29 protein-coding genes are annotated in these 24,767 nt (G+C 65.0%); 3 read left to right on the top strand and 26 right to left on the bottom strand.

What is annotated here, in order from left to right; translation table 11 throughout:
• Window positions 1-8: 8 nt before the first annotated feature.
• The 3 genes from AC1MED_RS11100 to AC1MED_RS11090 all read right to left on the bottom strand — a co-directional run bounded on the left by AC1MED_RS11100 (window position 9) and on the right by AC1MED_RS11090 (window position 2,346).
• The gene (locus tag AC1MED_RS11100) at window positions 9-290 is read right to left on the bottom strand and encodes a hypothetical protein (RefSeq protein ID WP_479783339.1); all 282 of its coding nucleotides are present in this window, start codon (window positions 288-290) and stop codon (window positions 9-11) included.
• Window positions 280-744 (bottom strand): hypothetical protein, encoded by a 465-nt coding sequence (locus AC1MED_RS11095; protein WP_479783338.1) that lies wholly within the window; start codon window positions 742-744, stop codon window positions 280-282. Before AC1MED_RS11095 ends, AC1MED_RS11100 begins: the two co-directional genes overlap by 11 nt.
• 210 nt (window positions 745-954) lie before the next feature.
• Window positions 955-2,346, bottom strand: coding sequence for an alginate O-acetyltransferase AlgX-related protein (locus AC1MED_RS11090; protein WP_479783337.1), 1,392 nt, complete (start codon window positions 2,344-2,346; stop codon window positions 955-957).
• Window positions 2,347-2,385: 39 nt separating this feature from the next.
• Here AC1MED_RS11090 and AC1MED_RS11085 point away from each other — a divergent pair, with 39 nt between their 5' ends.
• Together AC1MED_RS11085 and AC1MED_RS11080 are read left to right on the top strand one after the other, a co-directional pair.
• Window positions 2,386-3,261, top strand: coding sequence for a GT-D fold domain-containing protein (locus AC1MED_RS11085; protein WP_479783336.1), 876 nt, complete (start codon window positions 2,386-2,388; stop codon window positions 3,259-3,261).
• 11 nt (window positions 3,262-3,272) lie between these two features.
• Entirely contained in the window at window positions 3,273-3,536 is a 264-nt protein-coding gene (locus AC1MED_RS11080) for an ead/Ea22-like family protein (protein ID WP_479783335.1), read from the top strand.
• On the opposite strand, the gene AC1MED_RS11075 is transcribed toward AC1MED_RS11080, so the two are convergent.
• From AC1MED_RS11075 to terL, 21 genes are all read right to left on the bottom strand, one after another.
• Complete coding sequence (locus AC1MED_RS11075) at window positions 3,533-4,657, bottom strand: right-handed parallel beta-helix repeat-containing protein (protein WP_479783334.1); 1,125 nt, start codon at window positions 4,655-4,657, stop codon at window positions 3,533-3,535. The genes AC1MED_RS11080 and AC1MED_RS11075 overlap by 4 nt on opposite strands.
• Before the next feature lie 73 nt (window positions 4,658-4,730).
• Window positions 4,731-5,267, bottom strand: coding sequence for a hypothetical protein (locus AC1MED_RS11070; protein WP_479783333.1), 537 nt, complete (start codon window positions 5,265-5,267; stop codon window positions 4,731-4,733).
• Between the two features lie 10 nt (window positions 5,268-5,277).
• Window positions 5,278-5,694, bottom strand: a complete 417-nt coding sequence (locus tag AC1MED_RS11065; RefSeq protein WP_479783332.1) for a hypothetical protein — start codon at window positions 5,692-5,694, stop codon at window positions 5,278-5,280.
• Window positions 5,695-5,696: 2 nt separating this feature from the next.
• Entirely contained in the window at window positions 5,697-7,820 is a 2,124-nt protein-coding gene (locus tag AC1MED_RS11060; protein ID WP_479783331.1) for a hypothetical protein, read from the bottom strand.
• Window positions 7,821-7,939: 119 nt separating this feature from the next.
• Window positions 7,940-8,752 (bottom strand): hypothetical protein, encoded by an 813-nt coding sequence (locus AC1MED_RS11055; protein ID WP_479783330.1) that lies wholly within the window; start codon window positions 8,750-8,752, stop codon window positions 7,940-7,942.
• Window positions 8,752-11,742, bottom strand: coding sequence for a phage tail tape measure protein (locus AC1MED_RS11050; protein WP_479783329.1), 2,991 nt, complete (start codon window positions 11,740-11,742; stop codon window positions 8,752-8,754). The genes AC1MED_RS11055 and AC1MED_RS11050 overlap by 1 nt, the downstream gene beginning before the upstream one ends.
• Window positions 11,743-11,758: 16 nt before the next feature.
• A complete protein-coding gene (locus AC1MED_RS11045; RefSeq protein WP_479783328.1) occupies window positions 11,759-11,989 on the bottom strand; it encodes a hypothetical protein in 231 nt (76 codons plus the stop codon).
• Window positions 11,990-12,099: 110 nt separating this feature from the next.
• Window positions 12,100-12,681 carry a hypothetical protein gene (locus AC1MED_RS11040; RefSeq protein ID WP_479783327.1) on the bottom strand — a complete coding sequence of 194 codons (582 nt, stop codon included), beginning with the start codon at window positions 12,679-12,681 and terminating at the stop codon, window positions 12,100-12,102.
• A 9-nt stretch (window positions 12,682-12,690) separates the two neighbouring features.
• Window positions 12,691-12,957, bottom strand: coding sequence for a hypothetical protein (locus tag AC1MED_RS11035; RefSeq protein ID WP_479783326.1), 267 nt, complete (start codon window positions 12,955-12,957; stop codon window positions 12,691-12,693).
• 92 nt (window positions 12,958-13,049) lie between these two features.
• Complete coding sequence (locus AC1MED_RS11030; protein WP_479783325.1) at window positions 13,050-13,568, bottom strand: phage tail tube protein; 519 nt, start codon at window positions 13,566-13,568, stop codon at window positions 13,050-13,052.
• A complete protein-coding gene (locus tag AC1MED_RS11025; protein WP_479783324.1) occupies window positions 13,565-13,759 on the bottom strand; it encodes a hypothetical protein in 195 nt (64 codons plus the stop codon). Before AC1MED_RS11025 ends, AC1MED_RS11030 begins: the two co-directional genes overlap by 4 nt.
• A 9-nt stretch (window positions 13,760-13,768) precedes the next feature.
• Window positions 13,769-14,185, bottom strand: coding sequence for a hypothetical protein (locus AC1MED_RS11020; RefSeq protein ID WP_479783323.1), 417 nt, complete (start codon window positions 14,183-14,185; stop codon window positions 13,769-13,771).
• Window positions 14,178-14,543, bottom strand: coding sequence for an HK97-gp10 family putative phage morphogenesis protein (locus AC1MED_RS11015; protein ID WP_479783322.1), 366 nt, complete (start codon window positions 14,541-14,543; stop codon window positions 14,178-14,180). The genes AC1MED_RS11020 and AC1MED_RS11015 overlap by 8 nt, the downstream gene beginning before the upstream one ends.
• Complete coding sequence (locus AC1MED_RS11010) at window positions 14,540-14,953, bottom strand: DUF6093 family protein (protein WP_479783321.1); 414 nt, start codon at window positions 14,951-14,953, stop codon at window positions 14,540-14,542. Before AC1MED_RS11010 ends, AC1MED_RS11015 begins: the two co-directional genes overlap by 4 nt.
• Window positions 14,947-15,300 carry a hypothetical protein gene (locus tag AC1MED_RS11005; RefSeq protein WP_479783320.1) on the bottom strand — a complete coding sequence of 118 codons (354 nt, stop codon included), beginning with the start codon at window positions 15,298-15,300 and terminating at the stop codon, window positions 14,947-14,949. Before AC1MED_RS11005 ends, AC1MED_RS11010 begins: the two co-directional genes overlap by 7 nt.
• A gap of 88 nt (window positions 15,301-15,388) precedes the next feature.
• Window positions 15,389-16,456 (bottom strand): phage major capsid protein, encoded by a 1,068-nt coding sequence (locus tag AC1MED_RS11000; protein ID WP_479783319.1) that lies wholly within the window; start codon window positions 16,454-16,456, stop codon window positions 15,389-15,391.
• Window positions 16,457-16,467: 11 nt separating this feature from the next.
• Window positions 16,468-16,815 carry a DUF2190 family protein gene (locus AC1MED_RS10995; protein ID WP_479783318.1) on the bottom strand — a complete coding sequence of 116 codons (348 nt, stop codon included), beginning with the start codon at window positions 16,813-16,815 and terminating at the stop codon, window positions 16,468-16,470.
• 14 nt (window positions 16,816-16,829) lie between these two features.
• Window positions 16,830-18,047 (bottom strand): hypothetical protein, encoded by a 1,218-nt coding sequence (locus tag AC1MED_RS10990; protein WP_479783317.1) that lies wholly within the window; start codon window positions 18,045-18,047, stop codon window positions 16,830-16,832.
• Window positions 18,048-18,234: 187 nt separating this feature from the next.
• Entirely contained in the window at window positions 18,235-19,284 is a 1,050-nt protein-coding gene (locus AC1MED_RS10985) for a phage minor head protein (protein WP_479783316.1), read from the bottom strand.
• 123 nt (window positions 19,285-19,407) lie between these two features.
• Entirely contained in the window at window positions 19,408-20,937 is a 1,530-nt protein-coding gene (locus AC1MED_RS10980) for a hypothetical protein (RefSeq protein ID WP_479783315.1), read from the bottom strand.
• A 9-nt stretch (window positions 20,938-20,946) separates the two neighbouring features.
• Window positions 20,947-22,482: a phage terminase large subunit gene (gene terL, locus AC1MED_RS10975; protein WP_479783314.1), complete on the bottom strand. Its 1,536-nt coding sequence runs from the start codon at window positions 22,480-22,482 to the stop codon at window positions 20,947-20,949.
• A 102-nt stretch (window positions 22,483-22,584) separates the two neighbouring features.
• Here terL and AC1MED_RS10970 point away from each other — a divergent pair, with 102 nt between their 5' ends.
• Window positions 22,585-22,854 carry a hypothetical protein gene (locus tag AC1MED_RS10970; RefSeq protein WP_479783313.1) on the top strand — a complete coding sequence of 90 codons (270 nt, stop codon included), beginning with the start codon at window positions 22,585-22,587 and terminating at the stop codon, window positions 22,852-22,854.
• A gap of 459 nt (window positions 22,855-23,313) precedes the next feature.
• Here the strand turns inward: AC1MED_RS10970 and AC1MED_RS10965 are convergent, their stop codons facing one another.
• Window positions 23,314-24,138 (bottom strand): hypothetical protein, encoded by an 825-nt coding sequence (locus tag AC1MED_RS10965; RefSeq protein ID WP_479783312.1) that lies wholly within the window; start codon window positions 24,136-24,138, stop codon window positions 23,314-23,316.
• 50 nt (window positions 24,139-24,188) lie between these two features.
• Complete coding sequence (locus AC1MED_RS10960; protein ID WP_479783311.1) at window positions 24,189-24,692, bottom strand: hypothetical protein; 504 nt, start codon at window positions 24,690-24,692, stop codon at window positions 24,189-24,191.
• Window positions 24,693-24,767 lie beyond the last annotated feature (75 nt).

Genomic DNA, 24,767 nt, shown 5'->3' with positions numbered 1-24,767 from the left:
TTGCGCTCCTAGAGTTCAAGTTCGTGGTCGGCGTCGGCCGGTTCCCCGCCGAGCTTGTAGATCTGGCCGCGGAGCCGCTGCGCGTACCGCCGCCACAGGGGTACCTGCTTGGCGTCTTTCTTCCATGAGTCACGCTCTTCCTGGACCTGGTCGAGGAGGCCCATGAGCAGGGTGATCTGCGCCGATTCCTTTTGACTCCGGCGCGCCAGGAAACTGGTGGACAGGCCGGCGGCGATGCCGCCGGCGACGGTCACGACGGTCTTGAGTAGCTCGGCGCTTTCAGGCGTCATCCCCAGGCTCTCCTTCGTGGGTCAGCACCTTCTTCCGAAGAGCCTCAATGTTCACGGGCGGCGCGTTGATCAGCCGGGCCACACCCAGGCAGGCCACGAGCAGCGCGACGTAGATGACCGCTTGCAGGATGAAGATGGTCAGCAGGCGCGGGTTGCTGGTGGTGGCCGCGGCACTGCCGTAGGAGATGGTCCACACGGCGAGCAGCCCGGCGAATAGGGTCATGGACTTCGATTGGTCCTGACGGAAGGCGCCGAGCAGCAGCAGCACCGCGGAGGCATACCAGGCCAGGCCCCACCATTGCAGCGGTATGAACCCGTCCAGACCGGCGAGCCCGGCCGGCGGCGGAGGGATCACAGCCACCGGACTGTTGAACGCCACCCCGAACACCAGCGACACGAGGCTGAACCCGAGCAGCGTCACGCCACGGGCGCCGTTGACTCTCGGGCGGCTCATGCGGAGGGCTCCTGGTTATTAAGCCAAAGCTTGTGCAGCCTTTTGCGGATATCGAGTTGCCAGCGACGGAGCAGGGCTTCGAGCAAGGTCGTGCCTCCTAGGGCGAGTGTTGGATATGCATGTGGACCCCGGACGTGCAGTTCGGGCCACGGGTTTTTTGGGCAACAAAAAAGCACCCGGTGAGGGGTGCTGAGATGTTTGGGCGCGTGTCTAGACGCTGGCTGGGACTTCGGGTGCCCGCACCAGGAATCGCTCAATGGTTTGCGACACCACGAGGTCGGGCCGCACCTGGGCTACGTAATCGATGTCGACCGTGTTGGCCCACACAAAGTGGTACTCACTGAATAGACGAGCGAACCACCAGCCGATCTTCGCCGGCTGATCCACGCCACTTCCGAAGAACGAGTTTCCGAAGACTACGACCGTCTTGTGAATGGGCGCTGTTTTGTTCGTCCACGTAAAGCGCGACCCGACGAAGTTCGCTGGAACGTGTTTGTAAGTCAGCTCAATGCTGGGTTCGCCGAGCGTCCCTGGCGCCGGTGTGCGGTGCCTGTCCCATATAGGGATGTCGAAGAACTTGTTGGCTAGATCGCCATCGTGGTAAGCCTCGCCGGTCAGCTTCACCCCATCAAGGAGCGAAGCGTCACATCCTGGCAGCAGCTTCAGCGTGGCCCTAGCAATGGACAACGCCCCGGCCGGCGAGCAATGCGTGTCGTTCCGTTGCCAGCCGCTGATTCGACTGGACCACCCGTCGAACAACTCCAAGCCGTTCAGGTAGTACTCCGCCCCACTCATGAGTTGGTTGATGCGTGCAAAAAGCGGGGTGGGCCCCTGGACGGGGAAAGGCGCTAGGTGACGAAGCGCGGTTAGTTTCTCGGGGATGATTACCTGAACGAAGGGCATGCCCATGTCTTTCAACCTGGAATGGGTGCTTTGAAAACCGGAAACCCATTGCCGTGCAGTTGCTTCCAGCGCAGCCACCCCGGAGGCGTCTTTGGGCCGCTTGTACTGGTCGCGCAGGGCGTTGTTGCCTCCGGTGAGGAAGAGGTGCCCGTCACGCCCAATTTCGGCAACATCGTCACTGGACCTCAGCCCCACAGGGAATGCGATATAAGAAAGGTCGCCCTCTTGCGCCGTTTTTCTGACCTGATCAATGTTATGGGACAGACTTCGTTCTTTGACTTGGAGTGCATTCAGTATGGCTTCCCGAGCCTGAGGGATTCTGGTCACCGAGTCTTTTGCGAACTCTGCGATGAGATGGATCTGCGCCCCAGGAGTCAAGGTAATTGTGGACACGGCGCCGTCCACGGTGGCCGTGACCCACTGGGTCTCCATGATGGTGGCTTTGCCATCCAATGGTTCGTCCAATGTGAGCGTGAACGCCTTATTGGCGATCCGGCGTCCGGATCGAACGTCCGGACGTTCCGGGCCGAACACCGCGGTCCCAGTTTCTTCCCCATGTCGGTTCAGCTGGAGCCGTGGCTCTTTGTCGTGTTCCCCCAGCTGGACCCAGCCCTTAATCGTGAGCTTGTCCGGAGAGATGGACTCGACGTAACCCTGCAGCATTTTCTCCTCTTCACTGTTTAGGCCTGATTCTTCCACAGGGGAATCGCCGGGTTGTTCCCTGCTAAAATGCAGGGCATGTCTGTTGTGAATTTCATCCGGCTTGAAGAAGTCGAACCGCTCATCAGGGCGAAATGGGCGGCAAAGCAGCCGTTCTCCCTAGTCCGCATCGGTGACGGTGAGCTGTCTGTCCTCGGCTATCCGAAGACTTCGCCGGAGCGCATGAAACATGTTCTGTGCCGGGCGATGGCTGACAGGGTCTATGCGGATAACGAGATGCGTTCGATCAGAGCCGGCATGGTCCAGGCCATAAACTCCGCCGACTTGGTTGGTATGCACGATTCGTATGAGTCGAATGACCTCTGCCTGGTTTATGAGGACACCATCGAGCACGCCGGGCTGGAGTGGATGACGGCATGCCATCAGGCCGTGCACATTTACTTGCAGAGCGCCGGCGTTCTTGACCGCCTCCTGCGGGTGGCGCAACGGGTGACGCTTATCTCCGGGCGTGACACCCTCGCCCAGTTCAAGGATGCTTACCCCCATATCAAAGCGAACCAGCGCCTAATACCGGTCGAACGGCAGTACCGGGTTGAGGGCGACGACATGAGCGAACAGCACTACCCGGACGCTTACGAGCGGATCATGGAATCGATCGCTCCGGAGGGCCCGTGCCACCTTTACCTTGTCGGCGCCGGGCTGCTCGGCAAGGAATACTGCTCAGTCATCAAGGCCCGCGGCGGGTTCGCCCTCGACATCGGCAGCATCTTCGACTACTGGGCGAACGTCCCCACCAGGGAGGGGAAGCGCGCCATTGTTGACGGTAAAGCCGCCCTCGCCGGGGAGTCCCGTTGGCCGGCCATTTTCCTTGGCGCCGAACCGGACCCGGCTGGGCTCGCCAAGACCCCGCACCGGGGCATGTTGCGTCCCCTGGAAATCACGGCACGGCCATGAAAGGACAACCCATGATCGACACAACGGTCCTCCGCGAAATCGCCGAGGAGGCAACACAGGGCGCTTGGGTGTGGCGCGAACCGTCACCATCCCCACAGTGGGGTGACCGCGGCCCGGACCTTACCGGCGAGGGCGACCGGCTCATCCTCAGCGCGGTTGGCGGCGATGACGGGGCGAACCTTTACGTTGACGCAAAGGACGCCGAATACATCACCGCCGCCAACCCGCAAACCATCCTCGCGCTTCTGGACGAAATCGACAGGCTCCGGGGCTAGGAGTTCTGCCGCACGTCCCACGTTGACGTGTCGGCATTGCGGTACACCTTGATCGCCACATCATCGAACTCGTTGCCGGTCAGCGTCACGCCCGTTGATGCCGCGTCAGTGAGTGTGGCGCGCATACCCTGGATGCCGGCGTAGAAGCCGCGTATCGCGTTGCCTGCGACGGCGATGGTGTTTGCGCTGGCAAGGCGGATGCCAACGGTGCCGCCTCGCCCGCCCGCAGAGCCGGTCCCGATGACCGTGTTACCGGACACCGCGCCAGTCTTGGCGCGCAGAAGGTATATCCCGTATTGGTCCGTCGCCCCGGTTTCGACGTAGTTGCCGGTCACGGCGAACTTCTCCGTCGATTCGACCCTGATGCCGGACCCCGGGGTGACGCCCTGGATGATGTTGCCGGTGATCGTCCCGCCGTACATGGTGGTGACGTCGTGTTTGCGGAAGAAGATCCCGTGCCCGTTGGTGACGCCCTCGATGTCGTTGCCCGTCACTCCGGTTGAGTCGCCGGAGATGTGGATGCCGTGGTTACGGGGGGCTTTCACATGGTTGCCGACTGCGGTTACGTGCCGGTTCGCGTCACTGTACCCGGCGATCCCGTCCCCTCCCGTGTCTTTCGTCTGGTTGTTCGTGAAAGACGCATGAGTAGCTGAGCCCATGATGCCCAGCCCGGCCTCTCCAGTGTCGTGCACATAGTTTTTGTCGTGGATGATGTGTGCTGCGGTGGTCCCGTTGATGGTCGCGCCAACCCGGCCAGTGTCGTGGATGTGGCACTTCTCGACCGTGACCCGCAGCGCGCCGTCCAGACCTGTGATGCCGTCCTGCGCTACGTGGTGGACGTACATCCTGGAGATGAGCAGGTCGGCGGCGGAGTATTCGATGCCCATGTTCGCAGTCGTCTGCGCGGCTTTGTTGCCGTCCAGCTCGAAGTCCAGAGCCGAAGCCCCGGCATTGTTGAGCTTGAGTATGGCGGCGAACACGCCGCCGAGCTGGACGAGCTTCCCCGGCCCGGTGACGGTGACGCCGGCTGGCACGGAGACGCTGGAGACGATGAAGGTTCCGCCGGCCAGCGAGCAGCGGCGGAACGGGGACGACGCAGCCGCATTCAAGGCGTTCTGCACTGCGGTCGTATCGTTCGCCCCGCCCCCAGCCGCGCCGTAGTCAAACGGTGTTGGGATGTCGAAGATCAATGGATCAAACCCCGATCAGAGTGTCAGGCCAGGAGCGGTCGGTGATCGTGGTAACAGAGCCGTACACCGTGTCCGTGTCAACGACGCCGTAGATGGAGACGCCGCCGTTGCGGTTCATCGCAATGCGCCCCACGTTCGGGCCATTCGACTTCGCCAAAACAGCGGACACGTCGTTGTAGAACCCGGTCCGGTAGTAGGAGAACAACGGGTCGGAAGCCTGCCCGGAGCCCGCGATGATCGTGATGCCGCCCGGTCCGAGCCCGGTGGCGACCTTCACCGCGTTCAACGAAATCTGCACAGTCTGACCCGAACGGATCAGCTCAACTGTGCCAGACACTATGTTGTTGCACAGCGATGTGATGTTGCGGACCAGGGTGTTGCCGAGTTCCGTGGACACCGCCGTCGTGCCGTAGGTGCCGTCGGCGTTCTTCTCGTAAGCGGAGACGGTCAGTTTCTTCGTGGAAACCTTGGCGGACGGGTTAGACCCCAAGTTCTTGAGGGACGCTTCGGTGACGAGGCGCTGCGATGCTGATGCGGCCATGCTGGGCTCCTTAGTAGGTCAGGTAGGGGACGCCGTCGGTGTCGGTGTTCACAGCCGGCCAGGGGTCTTCGGCGTAGTAGGGGTTGCCGTCCGTGTCCGGGAAGACCCGGAGCGTCGCCCCTGTCGTGGTGTAGTACGGTGTTCCGTCCGTGTCCAAGGCGACGACTTTCGGGCCGATTGATTGGCGGATCGCTTCGGCCTGCGCCGCAGCGTCAGCAGCGGCCCACGCGGAACGGTTGCTCGTGTCCTTAGTATCGGCGTAGGACTTTGCCGCCGATTCCGCCCGGCTGCCTTCGCTCGTGAGAGCGTTGTTCGTCGCAACCGCCAAAGCGTTGAGCTGTTTCCGCAGGTTGTCGCCGGAGGGGGACCGGACAAGGTCGCCAGTGCCGAGGATTGGCAGGGACAGGGTGGTGTAACTCTCTGCCATGTTTATGCAGCCTCCGCTGGTTGGTTGTTGAACGCCTCATGCGTGAGCGTCGTGGGTGACAGCAGGTTCCACTGGTCGTAGGTGAGTTGCCCGCCGGCGGCGTTGAACTGCTCATACGTCGTGAACGTGGATGCCGCGGAGATGACGCGGACGTTAAGCGTCTGTGTGAACGAGTCCCCGGCACTGTTCCGCACGCCCGTGATGAGCGCGTTGATCGTCACGCCCATCAGGTCCGGGGACGAGATCGTGATGACGTCGCCGAGCTGCCGGCGCGGATCGAAACCTACCCGCATCGACTCGATTGTGGGGGACGGTGTCGTGACCATGCCGGCGATGTAGTCCGCCTGGTTAGTCTGCGCGACAGTGTCCACCGAGCGGGCACTCCAGAACCCGGCGTCGTGCTCCAGCTCAGGGAACCCATACGGGCCAGTTATGGAGGAGGTCACGAAAGCGTCCGTGAAAGTCACCTTTCCCCGGCCCCGAAGGATCGGGTAGCTCATCCCACGGAACCGCTGCGGGTAATTCGCCGCATCATCCGGCACGGCGAGGACATAAGACTTCCCCGCCGGCAGGGTCGACGTGTTGACCTGGAACTTGCGGGTGCGGTAGTCAACCGTTGACAGCGACCACGTACCGTACCCGCCGGTGTCGCCCGTCCACGTCCCGTTGGTCGCTTCGAGGTAGCCGCTCGCCCATGACCCGCGGCCCTGGTTGAACGCGGTGATCCCCTCGGCGGTACCGACGCCGAAGTGGTCGATCTCGGCCCATGCCTCATCCGTCACCGCCTCGGCGAAGAGGACTTTTTCCTGGTTCGATTCCATCGTTTCGCCGGACCCCTGCCACAGCGTGACGTTGGAGTAGCGGGACTTGTTCGAGGCGGGCAGCTTGTATTTGACCCGTACCTTGGACCGCACACCGAGGCGATTGTCCTTCCACGACAGCGCGTAGATGTCGTCCAGTGTCGTGACCGTTTGAACCGGCGTCTGACCGCGGAGAACATCGGAGCCGATGAACCGGAGCTGCCCGGCCTCGTTGAACCACATCGCCGACAGGGACGCCTTGGAAATCTCCGTTAGCACGTCGATAGCTGGCTTGTTCACATATGCCGGGAGTGCGTCCATCACGCCGACGAACAACCCAGTGTTCTGGAAGTACGACGCGACCGGTAAGAGTGCCTGGAACTCCTGCCCGGCAGGCGGGGTGGAGACCTGCATCCCGCCAACACGGGCGTTGGGGTCGGCGGTCGCGGTGATGCTGGAGAGGTTGGACCCTCCCGGTACTGCGAGGCTGCCTGACGCTGTTGCGCCGCTCGAGGTCTTCAGCGTCCACACGCCGGCCTTGACCAGCAGGGTGACGACCGTTGAAGCGGCACCGATGTTCAGCGACACCGCGTCTACGCCGTTGAGCCGCCCGATGGCTGTCCCGTTGCCGGGGATGGAGAGCTGCACTTTTACCGTGCCGTAGAAGGCGTTCAGGGTGAAACTTCCGGCGTGCGCGGCATCCACCTTTGCCGTGAGCTGGATCGAGGAACTGTTCGACGGGAACGTGTAGTAGGGCGTGTAGGTCGTGTCGAAATCAGACTGGCACTTACCCCACGACGAATCCCAGTTCGACGGGCCCAGCTTCGGCAAGCCACTGTAGGCAACCGAAGACGTGACCGTGCCGACCTCCGGCCAGAGCGACTGCTGCCCCGGGACAGACATCACACAGCCGGGCTCGGCCGGCGGGGTGGCGTAGAAGCCGCACGCCCGGCACGCCCGGTCCACCGCGTAACCCGCGGACATGCCGACACCCATCATCGCCCCGCCCTCAGACTTGGGCGGGTGCAGCCAGAACACCGTCTCGTGGGACACAGCCCGGTTGAGATAATCGGTGTAGTCCACGATCGTGGTCGCCGGCAGCCCACCCAATTCGCCGTCGTTGCCGTCAACGACCCCGACGAACTGCGGCCACTCAGTGACACCGTCCGAGACGTAAATGATGACCCGGTCGCCCTGCCCCGGCAGCCACCCGGTGGACGGGTTCCACGGGTTGATGGCGTGTTCGGTGATGTCGTCGCCTTCGGCCCACACAATGGAGCCGGTGGCCTGCTGCAACCCGGACGACGCCACGACCTGCGTGGGCATGTCTCCGGTCAGTTCCCGTGTGATTTCCCACGACTTATGTGCCCGCTCAGCGCCGGCGACAGTTATGCGGGAAGTGAGCTGCTGCACATCACCGGTAACCAAAGAACCGCCCTGCATGGCTACCCCACTTCTGTAATAGTGAAACTCGCATCCGAATAGCGCCCGTAAGAAGGTTCGCGGAGTGCGAGAACTAGCTTCCGGTCAAGCCCAGAGATGACTGCTTTGGGGCAGCCCTGACCGTCTGACCACTCGAACAGGGCGTCGGTCCATGTCAGTGCCGGGCGTGCGCCCTGGGAGGTGCTCAGTGCGTTGACGTAGGCGACAGCAGCGTTAGACGGTGCGGTCGCCGTGACCGAGATCCGCTTAGCCACACCAGCGACACCCAACGCGGAAGACTCAGACGTTGAGATGAGCCCACCGGCCGCGTCCTCCCAACGGATCTGCACCTTCGCCCCAGCACCCACCAGGTACGCCGACCCGGTGACCTTCTGCAACGGGAGAACAGGGGCGCCCTGACCACCGAACCGGAACGTCGTCGAAGGCGTCGGGTTCAGGAAGGAACGCCCCGCCCAACCATCAGCCCCAAGACTCAACGGCCCACCAGCAATCACACCAGCCGTGTACAACGTGGACGGGTCACACAACGACTGCTCCGGTGTCAGCATGTTCGTCACCGGGGCGTCAGCAGAAACCCACACAAACGGCCCACGCCCCCACTCGCCAGACGCGAACGCCGCCAATGCTCCGATGTCGGCTGGTGTCGCGGTGGAGACTTGCACGCTCCACTGACGCCGGGACAGCACCTTCGCCTGAGCTTTGACCCGGCCCTCGAGTGTCCGCTCGAACGTGAAGGTGCTGTCCCGGGACAGCACTTGCCCGGCAGGGCATTTGAGTGCGACCATCCGGCCCGGGATCCCGAGATATGCGCTCATTATTTCCTCTCGGTGAACTGCTTTGCACTGCTCACGGCTGCCGCGAATTCCCTTTGGCCAATGCGGAGGGATGTGTGGATTGGGGCTGCCGCGGCCGCCGCAACGACAGCGGAGGCTAGCGCCTCGTAATCGAGAGTCGGCTGGGTGGCCGCCCGTGCCGCCGCTTGTGCTGGCCCGCTCATGTAAGCGTCGCCACCCCGCCCCACAGAACCGCCACCGGCGAGGCCCTGAAAGTTACCTGCCCGGACCTTGGCCCGGAACTGGTAGACGGCCTGCTGCCCGCCCATCAGATCGACTTCCGGAGCGGTGAGGACGTGCTCACCTTTAGCCCCGAAGAACAGCTGGCTGTCCACACCCTTCGGCCCCGGTGCCATGTCCAGGTCGCCACCCCCGGCCCTACCAGGGATGAAGCCCGGGGCGTAAACCCCGGCCCCCTGCCCGGCTGAGCCGTTGGAAATTCCCGTCGGAGGCAACCCAACAAGGCGCTCAAACGTTGTCCGGTAGGTATCGATCGTGACTACAACCTGCTTCGGGATGCCGTTGATCGCGCCCGTGGTCTGCTCCGCCATGGCCTTGGCCTGCGAAGACATCCACGATGTGATGCTGACGCCCTTGGGCACGTGGAGGATGTCGCGGGCGAGGTTCTTGGCCGCGTCCCCGGTGATGTTGAGCTGCCCAGCACCGGCGATCAGCTTGTTATAGGTGTCGGTAAGGTTTCCCTGCAGCTTCTCCTGGCTGTCCCCATTGGCGGCGTTTGCCTTTACAACGTTGAACCCGGCGCTGGCGATACCGTCCAGAACCGCCTGGTTTGCTCGGCCCTGCTCGGTGTTGATGTCCATCGTGGTGCCGTTCTTGGCGATGGACTCACCGACTGCATCGATCGCGGCCTGGTAGTTGCGTGCCGCGTCCCTGGCGGACAGGTTGATCAGCCCGGCGTTGAGCAGGGCGTCGGTGAACTTGGCAAGGTCGGTTACGGTGCCGTCGGCGCTCACCCCGATCTCGTCGAGGGCGTCGGCGACGTCCTTTGCCAGCGCCGCAGCGGGGCCGCTCGCGTCGCCCGCGGCTTTGATCCCGGCCGCAGCTTTATCGCCGCCAGCCCCTGCTGCGTTGGCGTCGGCTTCGGCCTGTTTCAGGGCGTCCGCGTAGGAGGGGAACTTCTCCAGCAGCTGGTCGATGGTGATGTCCTGGTCGGCAGCTGCTTTCTGGATTTTGGCGAAGCCCTCTGCCGCACCGTCGGCGTTTCCGCTGCTGACCATTTCGGCTAGGCCGTCGTCCAGCCGCTTCCACTGGTCGTTCAATATCTGGGAAGACCCCTTGACCCCGGTCATGCCGTGGACAAGGCCCTCGGCCCAGTCATTGAAGGCCTGCCCGCCGTCCTTCTGGAACGTGCGTTTCAGTGCACTGTCCAAGTCGTCCACTGAGCTGATCAGGTCGCCGCCGCTTTTGTCCTGGAACAGTCCGTCGAGGGCCTTCGACGCCGCCGGGCCGGTCTTTGCCGTTTCCTGCAGGGCGAGGTTGACTTTGCCCATGCCGGTGTCGATTTTGGACATGTAGTCCGCTTCGGCCCACTTGGCGAGCACCGACGTGACCGCTACGAGTCCGCCCGCCACAGCGCCGGCTTTGGCGATCTTGTTGAAGGTTCCGGGGATCCGGCTGCCGGCCCGGTCGAGGTCGCGGAAAGCAGTGCGGGCGTCGTTGATTTTGGGCAGGAGCGTCAGCATCCCGCCGCCGACGAGGGCAGCCACGCCGATGACGCCACCGAGGGTGGTGATGACGCCCTGCACCGGCTGAGGTAGGCTCCCGAAGGTCTGGGCGAGCCCGGACACCGACTCGGCCACCCCCTGGATAACGGGTAGGAGGACCGCCCCGGCGTCGATGGCCGCATCCTTGATGTTGTTCCACGCGATCTTGACCTTGGAGTCGGTCGTCTCGTACCGCTTGGTCGCCTCTGCGAGCAGGGCGGTGTTCTCGTTCCACGACTTGGAGCCGAGGGCGAGCGAGTCGGAGAGCAGGTCGCCGGAGGCGGCGAGGGCCAGCATGACCTGGGTTTCCTCGGTGCCCTTGATGCCCATGTCCTTCATGAGAGCGACGACGTTACCGCCCTCGTTCTTCACCCGGTTCAGGCCCTTGTCAACCATGTCGAGAGCCTGCACCGGAGACTCACCGTAAGCCTTGGCGAACTCCTGCGCGGAAAGCCCCGCGGTCTTGGCGAAGGCTTCCAGCTTCGGCCCGCCGTCCTTAACGGCCGCGTACATTTTCAGCAGGACACGCGTGGTAACGCCGCCGCCGAGCTCGGCTTTGACGCCCATCGATGCGAGCGTGTTGGACAGGGCCAGCACGTCGGTCTCGCTGGCCCCCACCGTGGCCGCGGCACCGGCGATGCGCTGCGCCATGGAAAGGATGTCCTTCTCAGTGGAGGCGCCGTTGTTGCCCAGGGCCACGAGGGTGGCACCAAACCGGCTGATACCCTCGGAGCCGTCCCGCGCCATGGTGCCCATGACGTTGCTGATCTGGGCGATGTTAGTGGCGGCCTCGTCGGCGGTCAGGTTGGTGCTCACGCCGAGGTCGATCATGGTTTTCGTGAATCCGAGAATGTCTTCCCGGGCGACACCGAGCTGCCCGGCGGCCTCGGCCACGCCGGCGATTTCCTCATGGGTCAGGGGCAGGGTCTTGGCCAGCCCGCGGAGGCCGTGCTCCAGTTCGTTGAGCTGCTCCGGGGTGCCGTTGACGGTTTTGGTCACGCCCGCCCACGCGGACTCCCAGTCCATGGCGGCTTTGGCGCTGGCGCCCAGCCCGGCGACGGTCAACGTGCCGAAGGTCAGCATCGTCTTTCCGGCGGTTTCCATGGCCTTCTGGTTGGCTTCCGTCGAGCGGCGTGCCTGCACAACCTGCCGGGCTACGTCGTCCGTTGCCCGGCCAGCCCGGCCCATACCGGCCACGTAGCTGGCGACTTCGGCCTCGAGGCGGACGATCACTGAGCGCGTGGACATGGAGCCTCCTGGGGGCCTAGCGGGGGTGGGTGGGAGGCAGGGGCTTCGAGCCTGGCCGCGTGTACTTGGAGTACACCTTCTCGCCGGGAGCCGGCACGTACTGGTCCGTGCCGGTGCCCTGGACGGCACGATCCCGGGCGGCGCAGGAGTGGCACTGGGTTTTGTGGGCGTCGTACCAGCCGTCGTTGTCCGGGTGGTGCGCCAGAGCCATCGGTTGCCCGCAGCCGCAAAGCCCGTCCTCGTACACGGTCAAAGCGAGTGACAGGACGTAGTCGCGCTCCGTCCAGTCGCCCCGGTTACGGGTAAACCAGTGCGACGGGGGTTTCCCCGCCGCCCTGGCGGTGCGGAGGACCTGGACTACTCCGGGCCAGTCTCCGTGCCAGAGCGCCCGCGCAAAAAATCCGCGTCCACACTCGGCATCGCGTTCTGTGCGATCTGCCGGGCCGCGAGGATCTGACTGACCTGGGTGTCGCCGATGGCGTTCCGGATGGCCTTGACCTTGTCCGAGGAGAGCTTCACCGGGCTGCGTTCCCCGCCGGCAGGCTTCACAGCGACGACGGCCGCGGCCAGGAGGTCGAAACCGAACTCGGCGTTCGCGTCATTCGGGGGCAGGTCTTTCGTGCGCTCCTCAGTCGCGGCCCGCTGAGCCTTCAACTCGTCAGCGGTGAGCGCCCGGACGTACACGGTGAGCGCGGACTGCGAGAACGTCTCCAGCAGCCCCATGTACTCCTGCTCCAGCGGGGTGAGGGCGGCGTCGGATGCGCTCCGTTCCGCGCCAGCGGCGCGGGCTTCCAGCTCGATGCGGCGCTTCAGGTCGCTGAGCTCCGCGATGACGTCCGGGCGCTTGTAGACGGTGACGGATTCCTCCGGCAGGGAAGCGTCCTGCAACCAGCCTTCGACGTCGAAGGCGGCCGGATCCTGAGTGATGGTTTCAGTCATGGGAGGCTCCTATAGTCCGTGGTTTTCGGGGGCGGAGATCATGGGGAGGGTGACAAGGTGCCTTTGCCAGCCGATGAGTTCACCGGTTTCGTCATGGACGGGAATCTTGAAGCCGTCCGCGCTCCGGACGTACTCGACGAAGGTGATCCGGCCATCCTCGACGAGAGCCTCCTGCGCCGCAGGTATGCCGTTCGGGTCGATGTCATTTGCTTCGAGCCACCCCACGATCTGCGGATCGGGGAGTTGCGGGGTGTCGAGGTTGATGCGACGAGACATAGGGGTTCAGGCTCCTAAGTTGGGGTTGGTTCAGTCTCGGGGGTGGTGAGGGTGGCGGGGCGGAGCCTGAGAACGCCCCGCCACCCGGTTCACTACGCGGCCGCTGGCACCGGCACGTTGGAGATCATGTTCTGCGGCAGGAACTCGATCCGGCGTTTGATGTTGCCGTCGTTGTTCACCCGCATCGGGGCGTCCGAAACCACCTCGCCGCCGAGGTCGATGACATCGGTCGCGGCCCAGTCCTCCGTGGAGTCCTTGTCGGACTCCCGCATGTAGATCCAGACCGTGGTGCCCTTGGTCTGCACTGCCTGGTAGCCGACGTCCGCGCCGGTCAGGTCCGCGCCGCCGCCGTCCGGCAGGAACTCACGCAGGAACGTGAGCGCCGTGTCGTAGTTGGAAGCACCCAGCGCCATGGAGTTGCCCTTGGTGCAGGCGGGCTTCTCGTTAAACCGGTCGCTGGCAGTGTTGGTCCAGTTCGCGTCCGAGTCGAGCACGGCGCACGAAATGTCGTGTCCTGCGTTGAGCTCGGTAGCGGTGGGGATGTTGTCGGCCGCGGCCGGAGCCTCGGTCAGTAGGGTGAACTTCTTCTTGCCGTCCGCTGCGACTTTCATCCGCGGGCCTCCTTCTTGGTCTCCGGCTTGGCCGGTTCAGTAACGGTGGTGGTGGCCGGAGTGGCCGGTTCCCGGACCTTCTTGGAGGGCGGGAGCGTGTACCCGAATACGGGATTCTCGAGGTAGTGCTTGGGGACCCGGCGTTTCTTCTTGTCCGGACCGACCGCGGTGACGAAGCCGTCATCTGCCATGGGTGTCTCCTAGTTGGTGATCAGCCGCCACTGCCGGGGCAGCATGAAGCGGGACGGGGTGGTCTGGGTGTCGAGGACCGGGGCTTGCTGGTTGAAGCCGTCCGGGTTGCGGCGCACCCGGCCTGTGCCGACGGGTAGGTTTACGAGGGCGGCGGCCACGGCCTTGTCGACTGCCCGGCAAATGCCCGGGGTCGCCCCGACTGCGGTGGTCTGGAAGTCCCAGATGAGGGAGTCACCGGCTTGGCGCCCGTCGGCGGGCAGTTCGCTGGGTTCGTCGCCGGTCCCGGCCCACAGCACGACGTACGGGTCGATGAACCCGCCAGTTTCAGGGACCTTCACCGGGACGAAGCCGTCGTACTCGGTGATCCCCGGCACCGCCTTGAGGGCTGCGATGACGGCGGCCGCGAACTGTTCGACGTCAGCCATTCAGGCCCTCCAAACCGATCTGCTGCATTGCCTGCTCAAAAGCTGGGGCGTGAAGGTCCGCGGCCGGGCCCATATACGGCTGCGGGGCCATGCGGGAGGTCCCGAGCTCGACGTAGGCGCCATAGTTTGCTGTCGGACCGATCTCGATGGCCAGCGTCCCGGAGCGGCCCACGGAGCGGGCGTCACTGTGCCCGATGGAGCCCTTCAAGTTGCCGGTGTCCACCGGGACCTTGTTCTTAGCGGTGCGCTCAATGTCGTAGGCCGTCTTCCGGACCACGATCTGCGCCCTTGCGCCTGTGGTCCTCGCTGCCCGTGCGATGTCCGCGGACAGGCGCCTCAGCTGTTCCTCGCCGCTCATGACGGGTTCTGCTGGGTCATGTTGTCCGTGCAGACCAGGTCGACCTCCCACAGCAGGGAACCGAACAGCACCTGCTGCAGGCGGAATTCGCGGCCGGCTACCCGGATAAGATCGCCGCGCTCCCCGGTTTGGAGGACGGGGACGCCAATCTTGGTGGTGAGCATGTATTGGCGCTCCCGGGTAGGTTGCTCCCCGGGGGTGCCGCCGCCTTCACGGTTGAGCTGCTGCACCCGGAACAGGGCCTCGTGGATGAGGGTTTCGCCGGTCCAGCCGTCCGGTTTCGGGTACGGGGGCGGGCCAGCCGTGATGCGGTGGATGGTGCCTGGCGCGGTCATGGTCGCCTCAGCTGTGGGCTGGTGGTGCCCGGCCCAGCCGTCAGGGATGACCTTGGTGTTGGGGAGGCCTACCACCGGTACTCAGCGCCTTCCGGTTTGAACGGATCCGTGAACGGCACGACCTCGAAGAAAGACCCGGCCGCGGCGTCCTCGTCATCGGCCTCCACCTTGTACGTGGCCGCGAGGTTGCGGAGCTCGGCGGCGACCGCGGGGCCGTCGGTGGACAGATCCTGGGTTCGGATCTTCTTGCCCAGCAGCACCTCTGAGGTGGCGATGGTGATCAGTGCCCGGTACGTGGCCCGGTTCACAGACCCGCCGTACTGTGCCAGCCACGCTCCCAGCTGCTCGTCAGTGAACAGGGGCGGGTCGCTCAGGTCGGTGATGTTGAGGCGGACGATTTCGACGTCGGTGAGTTCGGCCATGGTCCGCCTCCTGTGTGAAGTTATGGGGTGGTGCCGGGGTGGGGTTGATTTGCCCTATTTGTCACCCCGGCACCACTGAGTGCGGTGGTTAGCCGCCGTTGGACGCGTACACGCCCGTGGTGAAGCCCTTGTCGATGCCGAAGAAGTTCCGGCCACGGAACCAGATGGTGTCGTCGTTGAACGACCCCTCTTCGATGGAGACAGGGCCGCCGCCGACGTTGTCGCCCTGGTCGCGCTTCACGCGGATGTCGACGTTGCCGTCGTGACCCTCGAGGCCGGTGTCGATGATCGAGGGCAGGGTGGAGTCCTTGCCCTGGATCAGCGCCCATGCCTTGCCCTGATTCGCACCCAGCTCCTTGCCAACGCGGCGGGACACGAGCAGGGTAACGATGCCGCGGAACGGGTTGGCAATCTCGGTCTTGGTGACCTTGGAGCCGTTGGTCACTTCCATGACGATCTTGTCCGCGTTCAGGATGCGGTTCGCTTCCGACTGCAGCCCGGGGCCGACCATGAGGACGAGGTTGGACGTGTCCACCAGGTCGCCTCGGTGGTCTTCGCGGGTGGCGAGGTCCTTGAGGGCGGCGTCCAGCGACTCCGGGGTCAGTGCCACGTTCGCGACCGTGCCGAAGAACGCGGGGTCCCAGGCGCCGGCCTCGACCAGCAGCTGGGCGACGGCGCTGTTCTTCGCCTTGACCGCACCCGAACCCAGCAGAGTGGGGAAGTTCGCCAAGTCGGAGAACACCCGCCGCATGCGCAGCTCGAAGGTCAGGCCGTAGGACTTGCCGTACTTCGCGGTGCCGTGATCGAGATCGGTCTCGTTCAGGGTGCCGCCCTTGTACTCCTCGCCCTGCCGGACCCGCTCGAACTCGTCACCGGACCACAGGTCGATGAGCTTGTGGCGTTCGAAGTCTGGCGCCGTGGTGTGCGTGAGCACGGGGGAGAACTCATCGACGGCCGCCTTCTGCGCGGCGACAGCCTTCTTAGTGAAGGCCGCACCCAGCAGAACGGGGAAGTCGGACGTGGAGAACGCTTCCGCGACCTCGGCCTGGGCGAGGGGGCCGCCGGAGCGGCCCTGCCCGAAGAACTTGGCGGCCTCAAAGACCCGCTCATCGCGGGTCGGGGCTTTCCGCCACCCCTTGTTTTCGAAAAGGTCCATTGTCATTCTCCTTACGCCAGGGCGGCGGTGTTGGTGATCTTGCCGAACGGTGCGACCTCGACGACACCGGATCCGGTTGCCTTGGAGGCGTTGGCGACACCGAACGGGTAATTGCCCGTGGCGGTGGCGGTGAGGGTGTTGTCACCCTTGATGTAGACGATCCCGGCCTCGGCGACGGCACCGGAGACGGTGACGTCGTAGGAGCCGTCCAGCCAGACGGTCACCTTCTCGCCGGCTGCGGCCTTGGTCTGGGCGACGCCGACGTACTGGCCGATCTTCACCGGGGAGCCGGATTCGATCGCCTTGTCAGCGGTCAGAGCGATGTGGCGGTTGTGCGTGTAGCGCTGGTTCTTTGCCATGCTGGTCGGCCCCCTTAGAGCGCGTTGACGACGTCGTCGTCAGAGATGGTCTTGGACTCGGCCGCGGGTTCGCCGAGGCCGCGGACGGAGCCGGCGCCGTTGGCGACCTGCAGTTCCGCGATGGACTCGGCTACGTCGGTGGCGAGAGCTTCGGCGTTGAGGACACCGTTCTCCTTCACCGGGTAGCCGTTGGAGAGACGCGCAGCGGTCTTGGGCGCGCTGATGCCGGCAGCGGTGAACGCGGCTTCGACGACGGCGGCGGCGGCCGCGTCGTTGGCTTCGGTGAGGCCAGCTTCGGCGCGGGTGGCGCGGTCGTTGGCGGTGGATACTTCTGCTTCCAGCGCGGTGGTCCGGCTGGACTTTTCGACGAGGTCAGCGTGAACGCGTTCCTCGATCTGAATGGTGGCCACGATTGGCTCCTTTTCATTCTCGGTAACCCCAGCCGGAGCGGATGGGGAATCTTGGGCGGCTTCGGCCGCGGGGGGAGTTACGGGCTCGTAGCTGGTGACGCGCCGGACCTCGATCAGGTCTCCGGTGAGCTCCGCGACAGCGCCTGTGATGGTGTAGGCCTGCTGCCAGGTCCTGGACGTGTCCGCGGATTCCTGCTCGAACCAGACGTTCGTGTCGTCGTAGTCGAGGACCCACACCCACACGCCGTCGTCCTGGTAGGCGTCCCGGACTGCGGTGTTGATCGCTGCCCGGGTTTCGTTGGCGGTCGCTTCCTCGACCCTGCCCGCGATGGATTCGAGGACCTTCTCGACTTTCCCGCCCCGGCCGGCGACGGTGACGAAGTCGACCCGGTTCAGTGCGTCGGGGTAGAGCTTCTCGATGATGGTGCCTTTGCGGCCCTCGGCCTCGCCGATGGTGACGTCGGCGCCGGCGGCGATGGAGGTGCCGATGTAGTCGGCGAACTCGGTGATCACGTCCCGGTACTGGGAGCCGAGCATCGCCTCAGCGACCAGGCGCTCCCCGTCCCACACGGCGTCCTCGGTGAGGACCGCGGCGAGGGTTTTCACGGAACCGGCAGGCTGTTCCCGCCGTTCGGTGCTGGACATGTGGTCGATGTGCATCTGGGTGCCCTTGGCGAACACCTTGTCCGCAGCGGCCTGCTCCAGCAGGGCGGGGGAGTAGTAGCCGGACGACCCCCAGCCTGGGGTGATGAGCTGGATGAGCAGCCGACCGGGGCCGGGTGCGGTGCTGAGCGTCCCTGCTTCGTGAATGAGCTTGGCCATTGACAGCCTCCTAGAATGGGTGTGTGGGCCTTGATGACCGGAACGAGAGTGCGGGCGTGCCTGGGGAGTGCCCCGGGCACGAGTGGAAGGCCATCGTCATCCACCTGAGGGCGACCGGGGGGAGCCTTGAGGCGTCGTGTAAGTGGTGCGGGGCAGTGGACTACACCCCGTCTATGAGCGACGGAACTTAGGCGGCTTTCGCGAGGAGGTCCTTCACGGGGGTGACCACGTGCGAGTCTCGCCACCCGTCGTTCTTTTTCACCGTCGTCAGGTCAGCCCACGTGACTTGCCCGGATTGCAGCAGTTCGAGGCGCCGGGCGCCCATGATGTCCCGCTGCGTTTCCGGAGTGAGCTCGTTGAAGACGGCCTGCGCGTCCTTCGTCGCCGACGCTGGTTCCTCGATGTCGAACCCGAGGTCCTTCCACGATTTCGTGACCGTGACGCGGGCGCAGCGGCCGTTCTGGTGGTCGTTGGGGCCGTCCTCGTCGAGCGGGTGCCGGGTGCCGTGTTTCGCCCAACACGACGGGCAGGTCCGTGCGCCCAGGTCGGCGTGCCATTCCCACTCCAGCAGGATGTCCTTGTTCGCCTGCTCCGAAGCTTTGGTGGCGGCCCGGTGCGCGTCAAGGGTCTCGGTGCGGGAGATTGTGAGCGCACGGGTGAGGCCGCCGTTGAACCTACCCTCGGCCTGTTTGAGGATCCGGGCGGCGGTGCGGTTGGGGTTGTCGCCGACGGCGATGCCGCGGATCAGTTCCCGCTTCATTACACGTTCCACGTCGGCCGGTAGTGGCCGGGTTGAGGAGTGGATCTGCTTCGTGGCCCGGTCGACGATCGCGGCCAACGCGTCCGGGGACATCCGGGTGAACGAGACGCCCGTCCCGGTATTCGGCGGCAGCTGCGAGCTGATCAGTGCAGCATGCCCGTCGAGCGCGTCGAGGACAGCCTGCCCGACGTCGTTGCTGATGGTCGAGTCCGTGGTTTTCGCCAGTTCGTCGAGCATCACCCGGGCCTGCTGCAGAGCGTCCCGGAGCCGGATATTCTTCGCCACCGTAGCCCGGGAGACCTTCCCGTCGACGGCGCCCGCGAGGAGCTCGACCAGGGCGACACGGAAGTCCGCCTCGAGGACGTCCCATGCCTCCACCCACGCCTTGGTGAGGGCGAAGGTCTGGGCGTCCGTCATGCGGGCCAGATCGGCGCGGAGGCGGTCAACAATGCGGAGAGTCTCAGCAGTGACCGCCATCCGTGCCTCCTAGCTACTTCTCACAGATCGGACAGACCTCGGAGAGGGTGTCGAACGAGCTCCGAAACAAGCGGCAGCCGCCACTCTTTGGGTTGTGCGGGGGAAGCCCTAGCAACCAGCGGATCATTTCAGTGCCGCCGCGGGGTCTTGGCCGTTGCGGAACGCCTGTGACGCAACATCTCCGGCCGTGGTGTCGGTGATGATGAGGTTCCCGTCGGCGTCGGTGATCTTGTCGATCAGCTCGTCCACGTCCCGGATCCGCAACGCCTGCAGGGCGAGCTTGATCAGGGGCAGCTTCGGCATGTCGGGGATGCCCTCGGCGGCGACGATCGCGTCGATGAGGACCTTCACGTCGACCTCGTCCAGGGACGGCCAGGCGACCTCGATGGTCGCGGCGGCCGGGTCCTTGAATTCGACCGTGAGCCGGTCATCGTCCCGCACCGCGGTGCCGAGCCGGCGGAGCGGGCCCTGCGGGGCGATGACGGCCTGTTCGATGGCATACCCGATGGAATCCCGCAACACCTCGGTGTGGAGTTCCTGCCGGGCCTGCATGATCAGCCGGGTAGGGAGGTCCAGGGTTTCGGCCGTGGCACGGGCCCCGGTCTGCCCGGGGTCGGCGAGGATGATCGTCACGGGCACGCCCATCGCCGACGCTGCCATGGTGGCCAGCGGCCGGGACGACTCAGAATCTATGGTGGCCCCCGACTTCGGGACCGCCTCCAGCTTCTGATCATCCGACATGCTCACCGTGGACCCTGCCGGCATCCCGCCAAGGGACTGGATCTGCGCCCGCTTGGCCTGCGCGGCGCCGGTAGACTTCGACGACGTCGTGAACGCGATCTTCGCGAGGGCTTTCATCAGAAGCGCCCAGTCTTCGAGGAAGCCTTTGTGGGAGAGCGCCCAGGGGATTGCAGCGTAGGAGTCGCCGATGCCGAACTTCCACCCGTTCCCGGCGTTGACCCTCACGTGCCGGACCGGGGCGTCCCAAATAACTGGGACGCCGTCGATGCGGATGGTCTTCATGCGCGGCTGGTACTTCAGCGCCGGGTAGTAGGCGCGCATCTGGACGTCTTTGCCGTCCGTGCCGACCTCCACCCATTGGCGCAGGTAAAACCACGGGGTGGCCTTGTCGCCCGGGGCGGTAACGACGTCTTGTACCTCGTCGAACGGGATGGACCGCACCTTCACCCGTCCCGTGAGGGGGTTGGTGAAGTGGGCGAGGAAGAAATTGCCCTCATCGAACAGGCAACCCTCGTACTGCTGCCGCGCCTGCGCCCCGTAGAACGCCTCCCGGTTGCCCTCATCATCGGTGAAGGCTTGCAGGACGTCGTTCACGTCCTGGTCGCGGGCGCTGATCGTGACGCCCTGCCCCCACACGTACGCGTGGCGGATTTCCCGGCCCCGCTTGATGATCGGGTTCGCGATGCCGAAGATCCGCCCCATCTCGGCGGCCTTATTCAGGCCTTCACGGGTGAACTCCTGCGCGTACTGCTCGGAGAGCCGCATCCAGCCCGCGTTTTCGCGGGACAGTTCCAGCTGCGCGAGGGATTCCTCAAGCCGGTACTGCAGGGTCGCGACCTGGCCTTCGTAGACCTTCATCTCGGATGTGGTGGCGGCTTCTTGCAGGCCGAGCAGCTGGCGGAACATGCCCACGGCGGCCTCCTAGACCGGGCTGATGGACCAGCCCTGTTCGTTGTATTCGTCGTACACATCGGGTTCGACGTGGTTTCCCTCGTTCAGGATGGGCAGCAGCAGGATCCGGTTGATGCCCTGCGACATGGCGTCCACCGTGTCGTCGTGGGCGCCGTTCGGGAACGCCTTCGCCTCTTCGACGAGCTCTTCCACGTTCGGGAGCAGCTCCGGGGTCGGCAGGATGATGTTGCCGGCGTGCGCGAGCGGGGACACGGCGGAGGCGCGGGCGTACTTGCTGCCCTCCGGTTCGATCGGGATCAGACCTACCAGCTGGGACTGCAGCGAGTTGATCGCCGCCGGCCCGTTGGCCTTGTCCTCCAAGAACTTCGCGATCGCCTGCGGCCACTTCGCAGAGAGCGCCTTGATCGCGGCGAGGGAGGCGTTGAAGTTCATCCGCGCCCGCACCTGGTCGAGCAGGTACGCGGTGGCCCCGACCCGGAGCCACACCTGCCCGACAACGAAGTCGGAGGTGGGCTTGTCCTTGAACGTAAGGTCCCACGACTGCACCAGCTCGTGATCCTCCCGGCCGATACCGGGGACGTGCATGACGCCGTTGCCCTGATCAACCCAGAGAGGCTCCGTGTAGCGCCGCCACTCTTTGGGGAACACGTTGCCCGTTTCCGGGTTGGGTGAGCCTTGGTAGAGGGCCGAGAAGTCGCGTGGCCCGGCTTGGACCCGGATCTGCTCCCATTCCTCGTCGGTGCGCCCGATGTGGCCTGTGAGTTCGTTCTTCCGGGCGGACTTCATCCACTCGCCGGGTTCACGGCCGAGCGGGTCCGTTTCGCCCTGCTCCGGGTCGTGGTTCGCCTGGGCGGGAATGTTGATGACCCGCCACCGGGCCTTGTCCGGCTGGGACAGGAGGTAGCCGGCGAGGTCGTCGACGTGCCAGCGGGTGAGGATCAGGATTACGGGGGCGCCGGGGGCGAGGCGGGTGGAGCCGACGGAGCGCCAGAAGTTCTTGGCCTGCTCACGGAACGTGGGGGACTCGGCCTGGTCACGGTTGGAGACCGGGTCGTCGATGAAGAGGATGTCGGCGGGTTTACCGGTCAGGCCGCCGCGGAGACCAACAGCTTTGACGCCGCCCTTGTGCCCGTCGAGACGCCAACCCGATACGGCACCGTTGTCGGGTGCGATGCGCAGGCCGAGGTCGAGGGTGCCGTCCTGACCGGAGTTGTCCGTGATGAACTTGCGGATGTCCCGCCCGAACTCCTGCGCCAGCGACGCCGCGTAGGACACGACGGCGATGCGGCGCTCCGGGTTGCGTGTCAGGAACCACAGCGGCCCGACCTTCGTGACCCGGGTGCTTTTCCCCTCCTGCGGGGGCATAGAGATGATTAGGCGGTTGATCCGGCCGGCCTCAACGTCCACGAGTGCCTGGTCGATCAGGTCAAGGGCCGGGGTTTGGACCGTGGCAGGGTCGATCGCTTTCGCCAGCGCCCCGGGGGTCGGGTAGGTTTCCGCAGGCTCGAACATGCGGGCAGCAGCTTCCCACATGTCCACAGTCACGGCATCCTCCAAGCGGCATATCTGGGCCCTAGCGGCTAGACCGCTAGGCTCGGGGTAAGACGTCACAGGCAGTGTGGCGCAAACGAGAGAGGACTGGACCTTATGGAAGAACCAACGAAGATCTACGAGGGTTTCATCACGAAGGATTCGACGCCGCTGGCATTCGGCATCGCCAAAGAAATCGACGAATCGACTCAGCGTCTCAACGACAGCCAGGAACAGCTGACGCCGGAGGCGCTCATCCGTCACTTGGAGGCGAACAACAAGCTCGTCCTTCATGGCCTGGCTCGCCTTGAGCTCGCTGTGAACATGCACGCGGGAGAGGCGTTCACTGGGCGCGATGCTCTTGGGTCCATGACCGTCGACAATTAGTCGTCCGCCGGTGGCTCGAGCGTAGATCTCGAGCCACCGGCGTGGAACCGAGAGCTGTAGTCCAATGAAAGTAGTTGATCTGCCAGTGCTTGCCGCTGGTGTGATCAGTTCCCGGTTTGGTGCCGGCCTTGAGGCTTCGTGCTGCTGCCACACGTCGTGGCTCGAAGCAGGCCGAGACAGGTTGAAAGAATGGCGGCCCGCCGCGGCCGGGTCTCACGCAGCAGCGGCGGGCACTATTCAGTTGTTGTCTGCGGCTTTGGGCAGGACCGTCCATTGCAGGCGCCAGAAAGGTTACGCCCGGCCGGCCTTCACCGTGTGTACGCGTTCAGTGTTGACCCGTACCGCATGACAAAGCCCGCCACAGCTGGGGGAGTGGCGGGCTCTGCACTGCTCGCATCTCAAGGACACGTATCGCAGTATGAGTTCAACCTACGTGACAAGTCCACGCATTGCAAGCGCCTACGCGGCGAGTTCAACTTGTTTTTTGTTCGAAGGGTTGCCGTAGGCTGAGACCTGCATCCTGGCCCACAGGTTCCGGACCTTCCGCACCTGGTAGGTGGGGCGCCCCTTCGTGTTGGTCCCGATCGGGGTGAGCTTCCCGCGGCGCACCCATTGCCGGATCCGCGCTTGGGGGAGCGCTTCACCGGTGGCCGGGTCTGAGATCATGCGGGACAGCTCGGAGGGGGTGCCGTGGTGGATGCCTGCGGCACTGATCGCCCGGCACCGCCATTCGGTCACATCCCACTCCGACCTGCACTTCTGGCAGCGGGCCAAGGGCCGGCCGGGGGCGGTGAACACGGCAACCCCGCACTCGGCCCCATCAGTTTCGGTGGGGCACATTCCGGCGAACACGCGTTCCGCGCCCCTGTCGGTGGCCCGCCGGGCCGAGTTCATGGCGTCCCTGAGCTCGTGCAAGAGGTCACCGGCCCAGTCCCGCCGCCGGATCTGCTTGACCTGGTTCAGTAGGCGCTCCGCGACCCGGGGCGGGGTGAAATGTGGGCTGACAACGGCGAGCTGCTCCGCCCAGCCGCGCAGGACGGCGGCGAGCTGGTCCCCGTCTTCGATGGCGTCGAAGTTACAGGGCGCTGCCGGGGCGGAGTGGCCGCTGGACCCGATCGATGCGGCCCCTTTGTCTAGGCGGGCCGCCGTGACCATGAGGTTCGCCCACACGTCCCGCACGTCTCGGAGGAGGGTTTCGAGCCGGGTGGTGCAGTTGTGGCAGAGGGTTACCCCTTGCGCGCTGGTTGGGTGTTCCCCGCCCGTGCACTTCACCTGTTCGATCACTTAGTTCCCCCTCCGAGACCCGTGCTTTCCACTCGCTATTCTAGCAAGTTCTACGCGTTTCCGGTGGCAAGGGCACGCAGTTCACGGGGGACGATTACGGGCACCAGCTGCTGCTGCTCGGGGGACAGCCCGAGGGCGCCGAGGATCCTCCGGATCACGTCCGCCACGAGCAGGCCCTGGGATTCGGCGAGCTTGACCTTCCGTTCCTCAATACCTGCCCTAAGCGCGAGGGCGCACACCTTGGCGAGGTGGTCACGTTCCTTGAGGTACAGCTCGTACCAGACGGAGGGTCCGGCTTTCTCGGTGACGGTGTCCACAGGCCCTTGCGGTCCGATCCCGCTGTCCGTCTGGGTGCGGCCCCACACGAGGTCTTCGGCCTCAAGCTCCTGTACCTTGTCGCGGAGCCAGGCAACGTGCCCGGCGGTCCAGTGGATCTCATCGAGCAGGGCCTTGCCCGGGTCGACGTCGATGGGCAGGCCAAGGGTGCGGACAGCTTTGGCCATGGTCTCCCGGGCGGCAGCCTCAGCGACCCGCCTCTCGGCCGCTGCCTTCACCTGCGGTGCTTTGCCGCCGTGCCGCCAGCACCTCCTCGCAGCCTCCGCCGGGGCGTTGGAGCATGTCTTGCCCGC

Source organism: Arthrobacter sp. BI5 (genome assembly GCF_056680065.1).
This window is presented reverse-complemented; position numbering and strand designations above follow the sequence as displayed.

Coding starts and splice junctions, on each gene's coding strand:
- AC1MED_RS11100 (WP_479783339.1), bottom strand. CDS start 290: ATGACGCCTGAAAGCGCCGAGCTACTCAAGACCGTCGTGACCGTCGCC.
- AC1MED_RS11095 (WP_479783338.1), bottom strand. CDS start 744: ATGAGCCGCCCGAGAGTCAACGGCGCCCGTGGCGTGACGCTGCTCGGG.
- AC1MED_RS11085 (WP_479783336.1), top strand. CDS start 2,386: ATGTCTGTTGTGAATTTCATCCGGCTTGAAGAAGTCGAACCGCTCATC.
- AC1MED_RS11080 (WP_479783335.1), top strand. CDS start 3,273: ATGATCGACACAACGGTCCTCCGCGAAATCGCCGAGGAGGCAACACAG.
- AC1MED_RS11070 (WP_479783333.1), bottom strand. CDS start 5,267: ATGGCCGCATCAGCATCGCAGCGCCTCGTCACCGAAGCGTCCCTCAAG.
- AC1MED_RS11065 (WP_479783332.1), bottom strand. CDS start 5,694: ATGGCAGAGAGTTACACCACCCTGTCCCTGCCAATCCTCGGCACTGGC.
- AC1MED_RS11060 (WP_479783331.1), bottom strand. CDS start 7,820: ATGCCCACGCAGGTCGTGGCGTCGTCCGGGTTGCAGCAGGCCACCGGC.
- AC1MED_RS11055 (WP_479783330.1), bottom strand. CDS start 8,752: ATGAGCGCATATCTCGGGATCCCGGGCCGGATGGTCGCACTCAAATGC.
- AC1MED_RS11050 (WP_479783329.1), bottom strand. CDS start 11,742: ATGTCCACGCGCTCAGTGATCGTCCGCCTCGAGGCCGAAGTCGCCAGC.
- AC1MED_RS11040 (WP_479783327.1), bottom strand. CDS start 12,681: ATGACTGAAACCATCACTCAGGATCCGGCCGCCTTCGACGTCGAAGGC.
- AC1MED_RS11035 (WP_479783326.1), bottom strand. CDS start 12,957: ATGTCTCGTCGCATCAACCTCGACACCCCGCAACTCCCCGATCCGCAG.
- AC1MED_RS11030 (WP_479783325.1), bottom strand. CDS start 13,568: ATGAAAGTCGCAGCGGACGGCAAGAAGAAGTTCACCCTACTGACCGAG.
- AC1MED_RS11025 (WP_479783324.1), bottom strand. CDS start 13,759: ATGGCAGATGACGGCTTCGTCACCGCGGTCGGTCCGGACAAGAAGAAA.
- AC1MED_RS11020 (WP_479783323.1), bottom strand. CDS start 14,185: ATGGCTGACGTCGAACAGTTCGCGGCCGCCGTCATCGCAGCCCTCAAG.
- AC1MED_RS11015 (WP_479783322.1), bottom strand. CDS start 14,543: ATGAGCGGCGAGGAACAGCTGAGGCGCCTGTCCGCGGACATCGCACGG.
- AC1MED_RS11005 (WP_479783320.1), bottom strand. CDS start 15,300: ATGGCCGAACTCACCGACGTCGAAATCGTCCGCCTCAACATCACCGAC.
- AC1MED_RS11000 (WP_479783319.1), bottom strand. CDS start 16,456: ATGGACCTTTTCGAAAACAAGGGGTGGCGGAAAGCCCCGACCCGCGAT.
- AC1MED_RS10995 (WP_479783318.1), bottom strand. CDS start 16,815: ATGGCAAAGAACCAGCGCTACACGCACAACCGCCACATCGCTCTGACC.
- AC1MED_RS10990 (WP_479783317.1), bottom strand. CDS start 18,047: ATGGCCAAGCTCATTCACGAAGCAGGGACGCTCAGCACCGCACCCGGC.
- AC1MED_RS10985 (WP_479783316.1), bottom strand. CDS start 19,284: ATGGCGGTCACTGCTGAGACTCTCCGCATTGTTGACCGCCTCCGCGCC.
- AC1MED_RS10970 (WP_479783313.1), top strand. CDS start 22,585: ATGGAAGAACCAACGAAGATCTACGAGGGTTTCATCACGAAGGATTCG.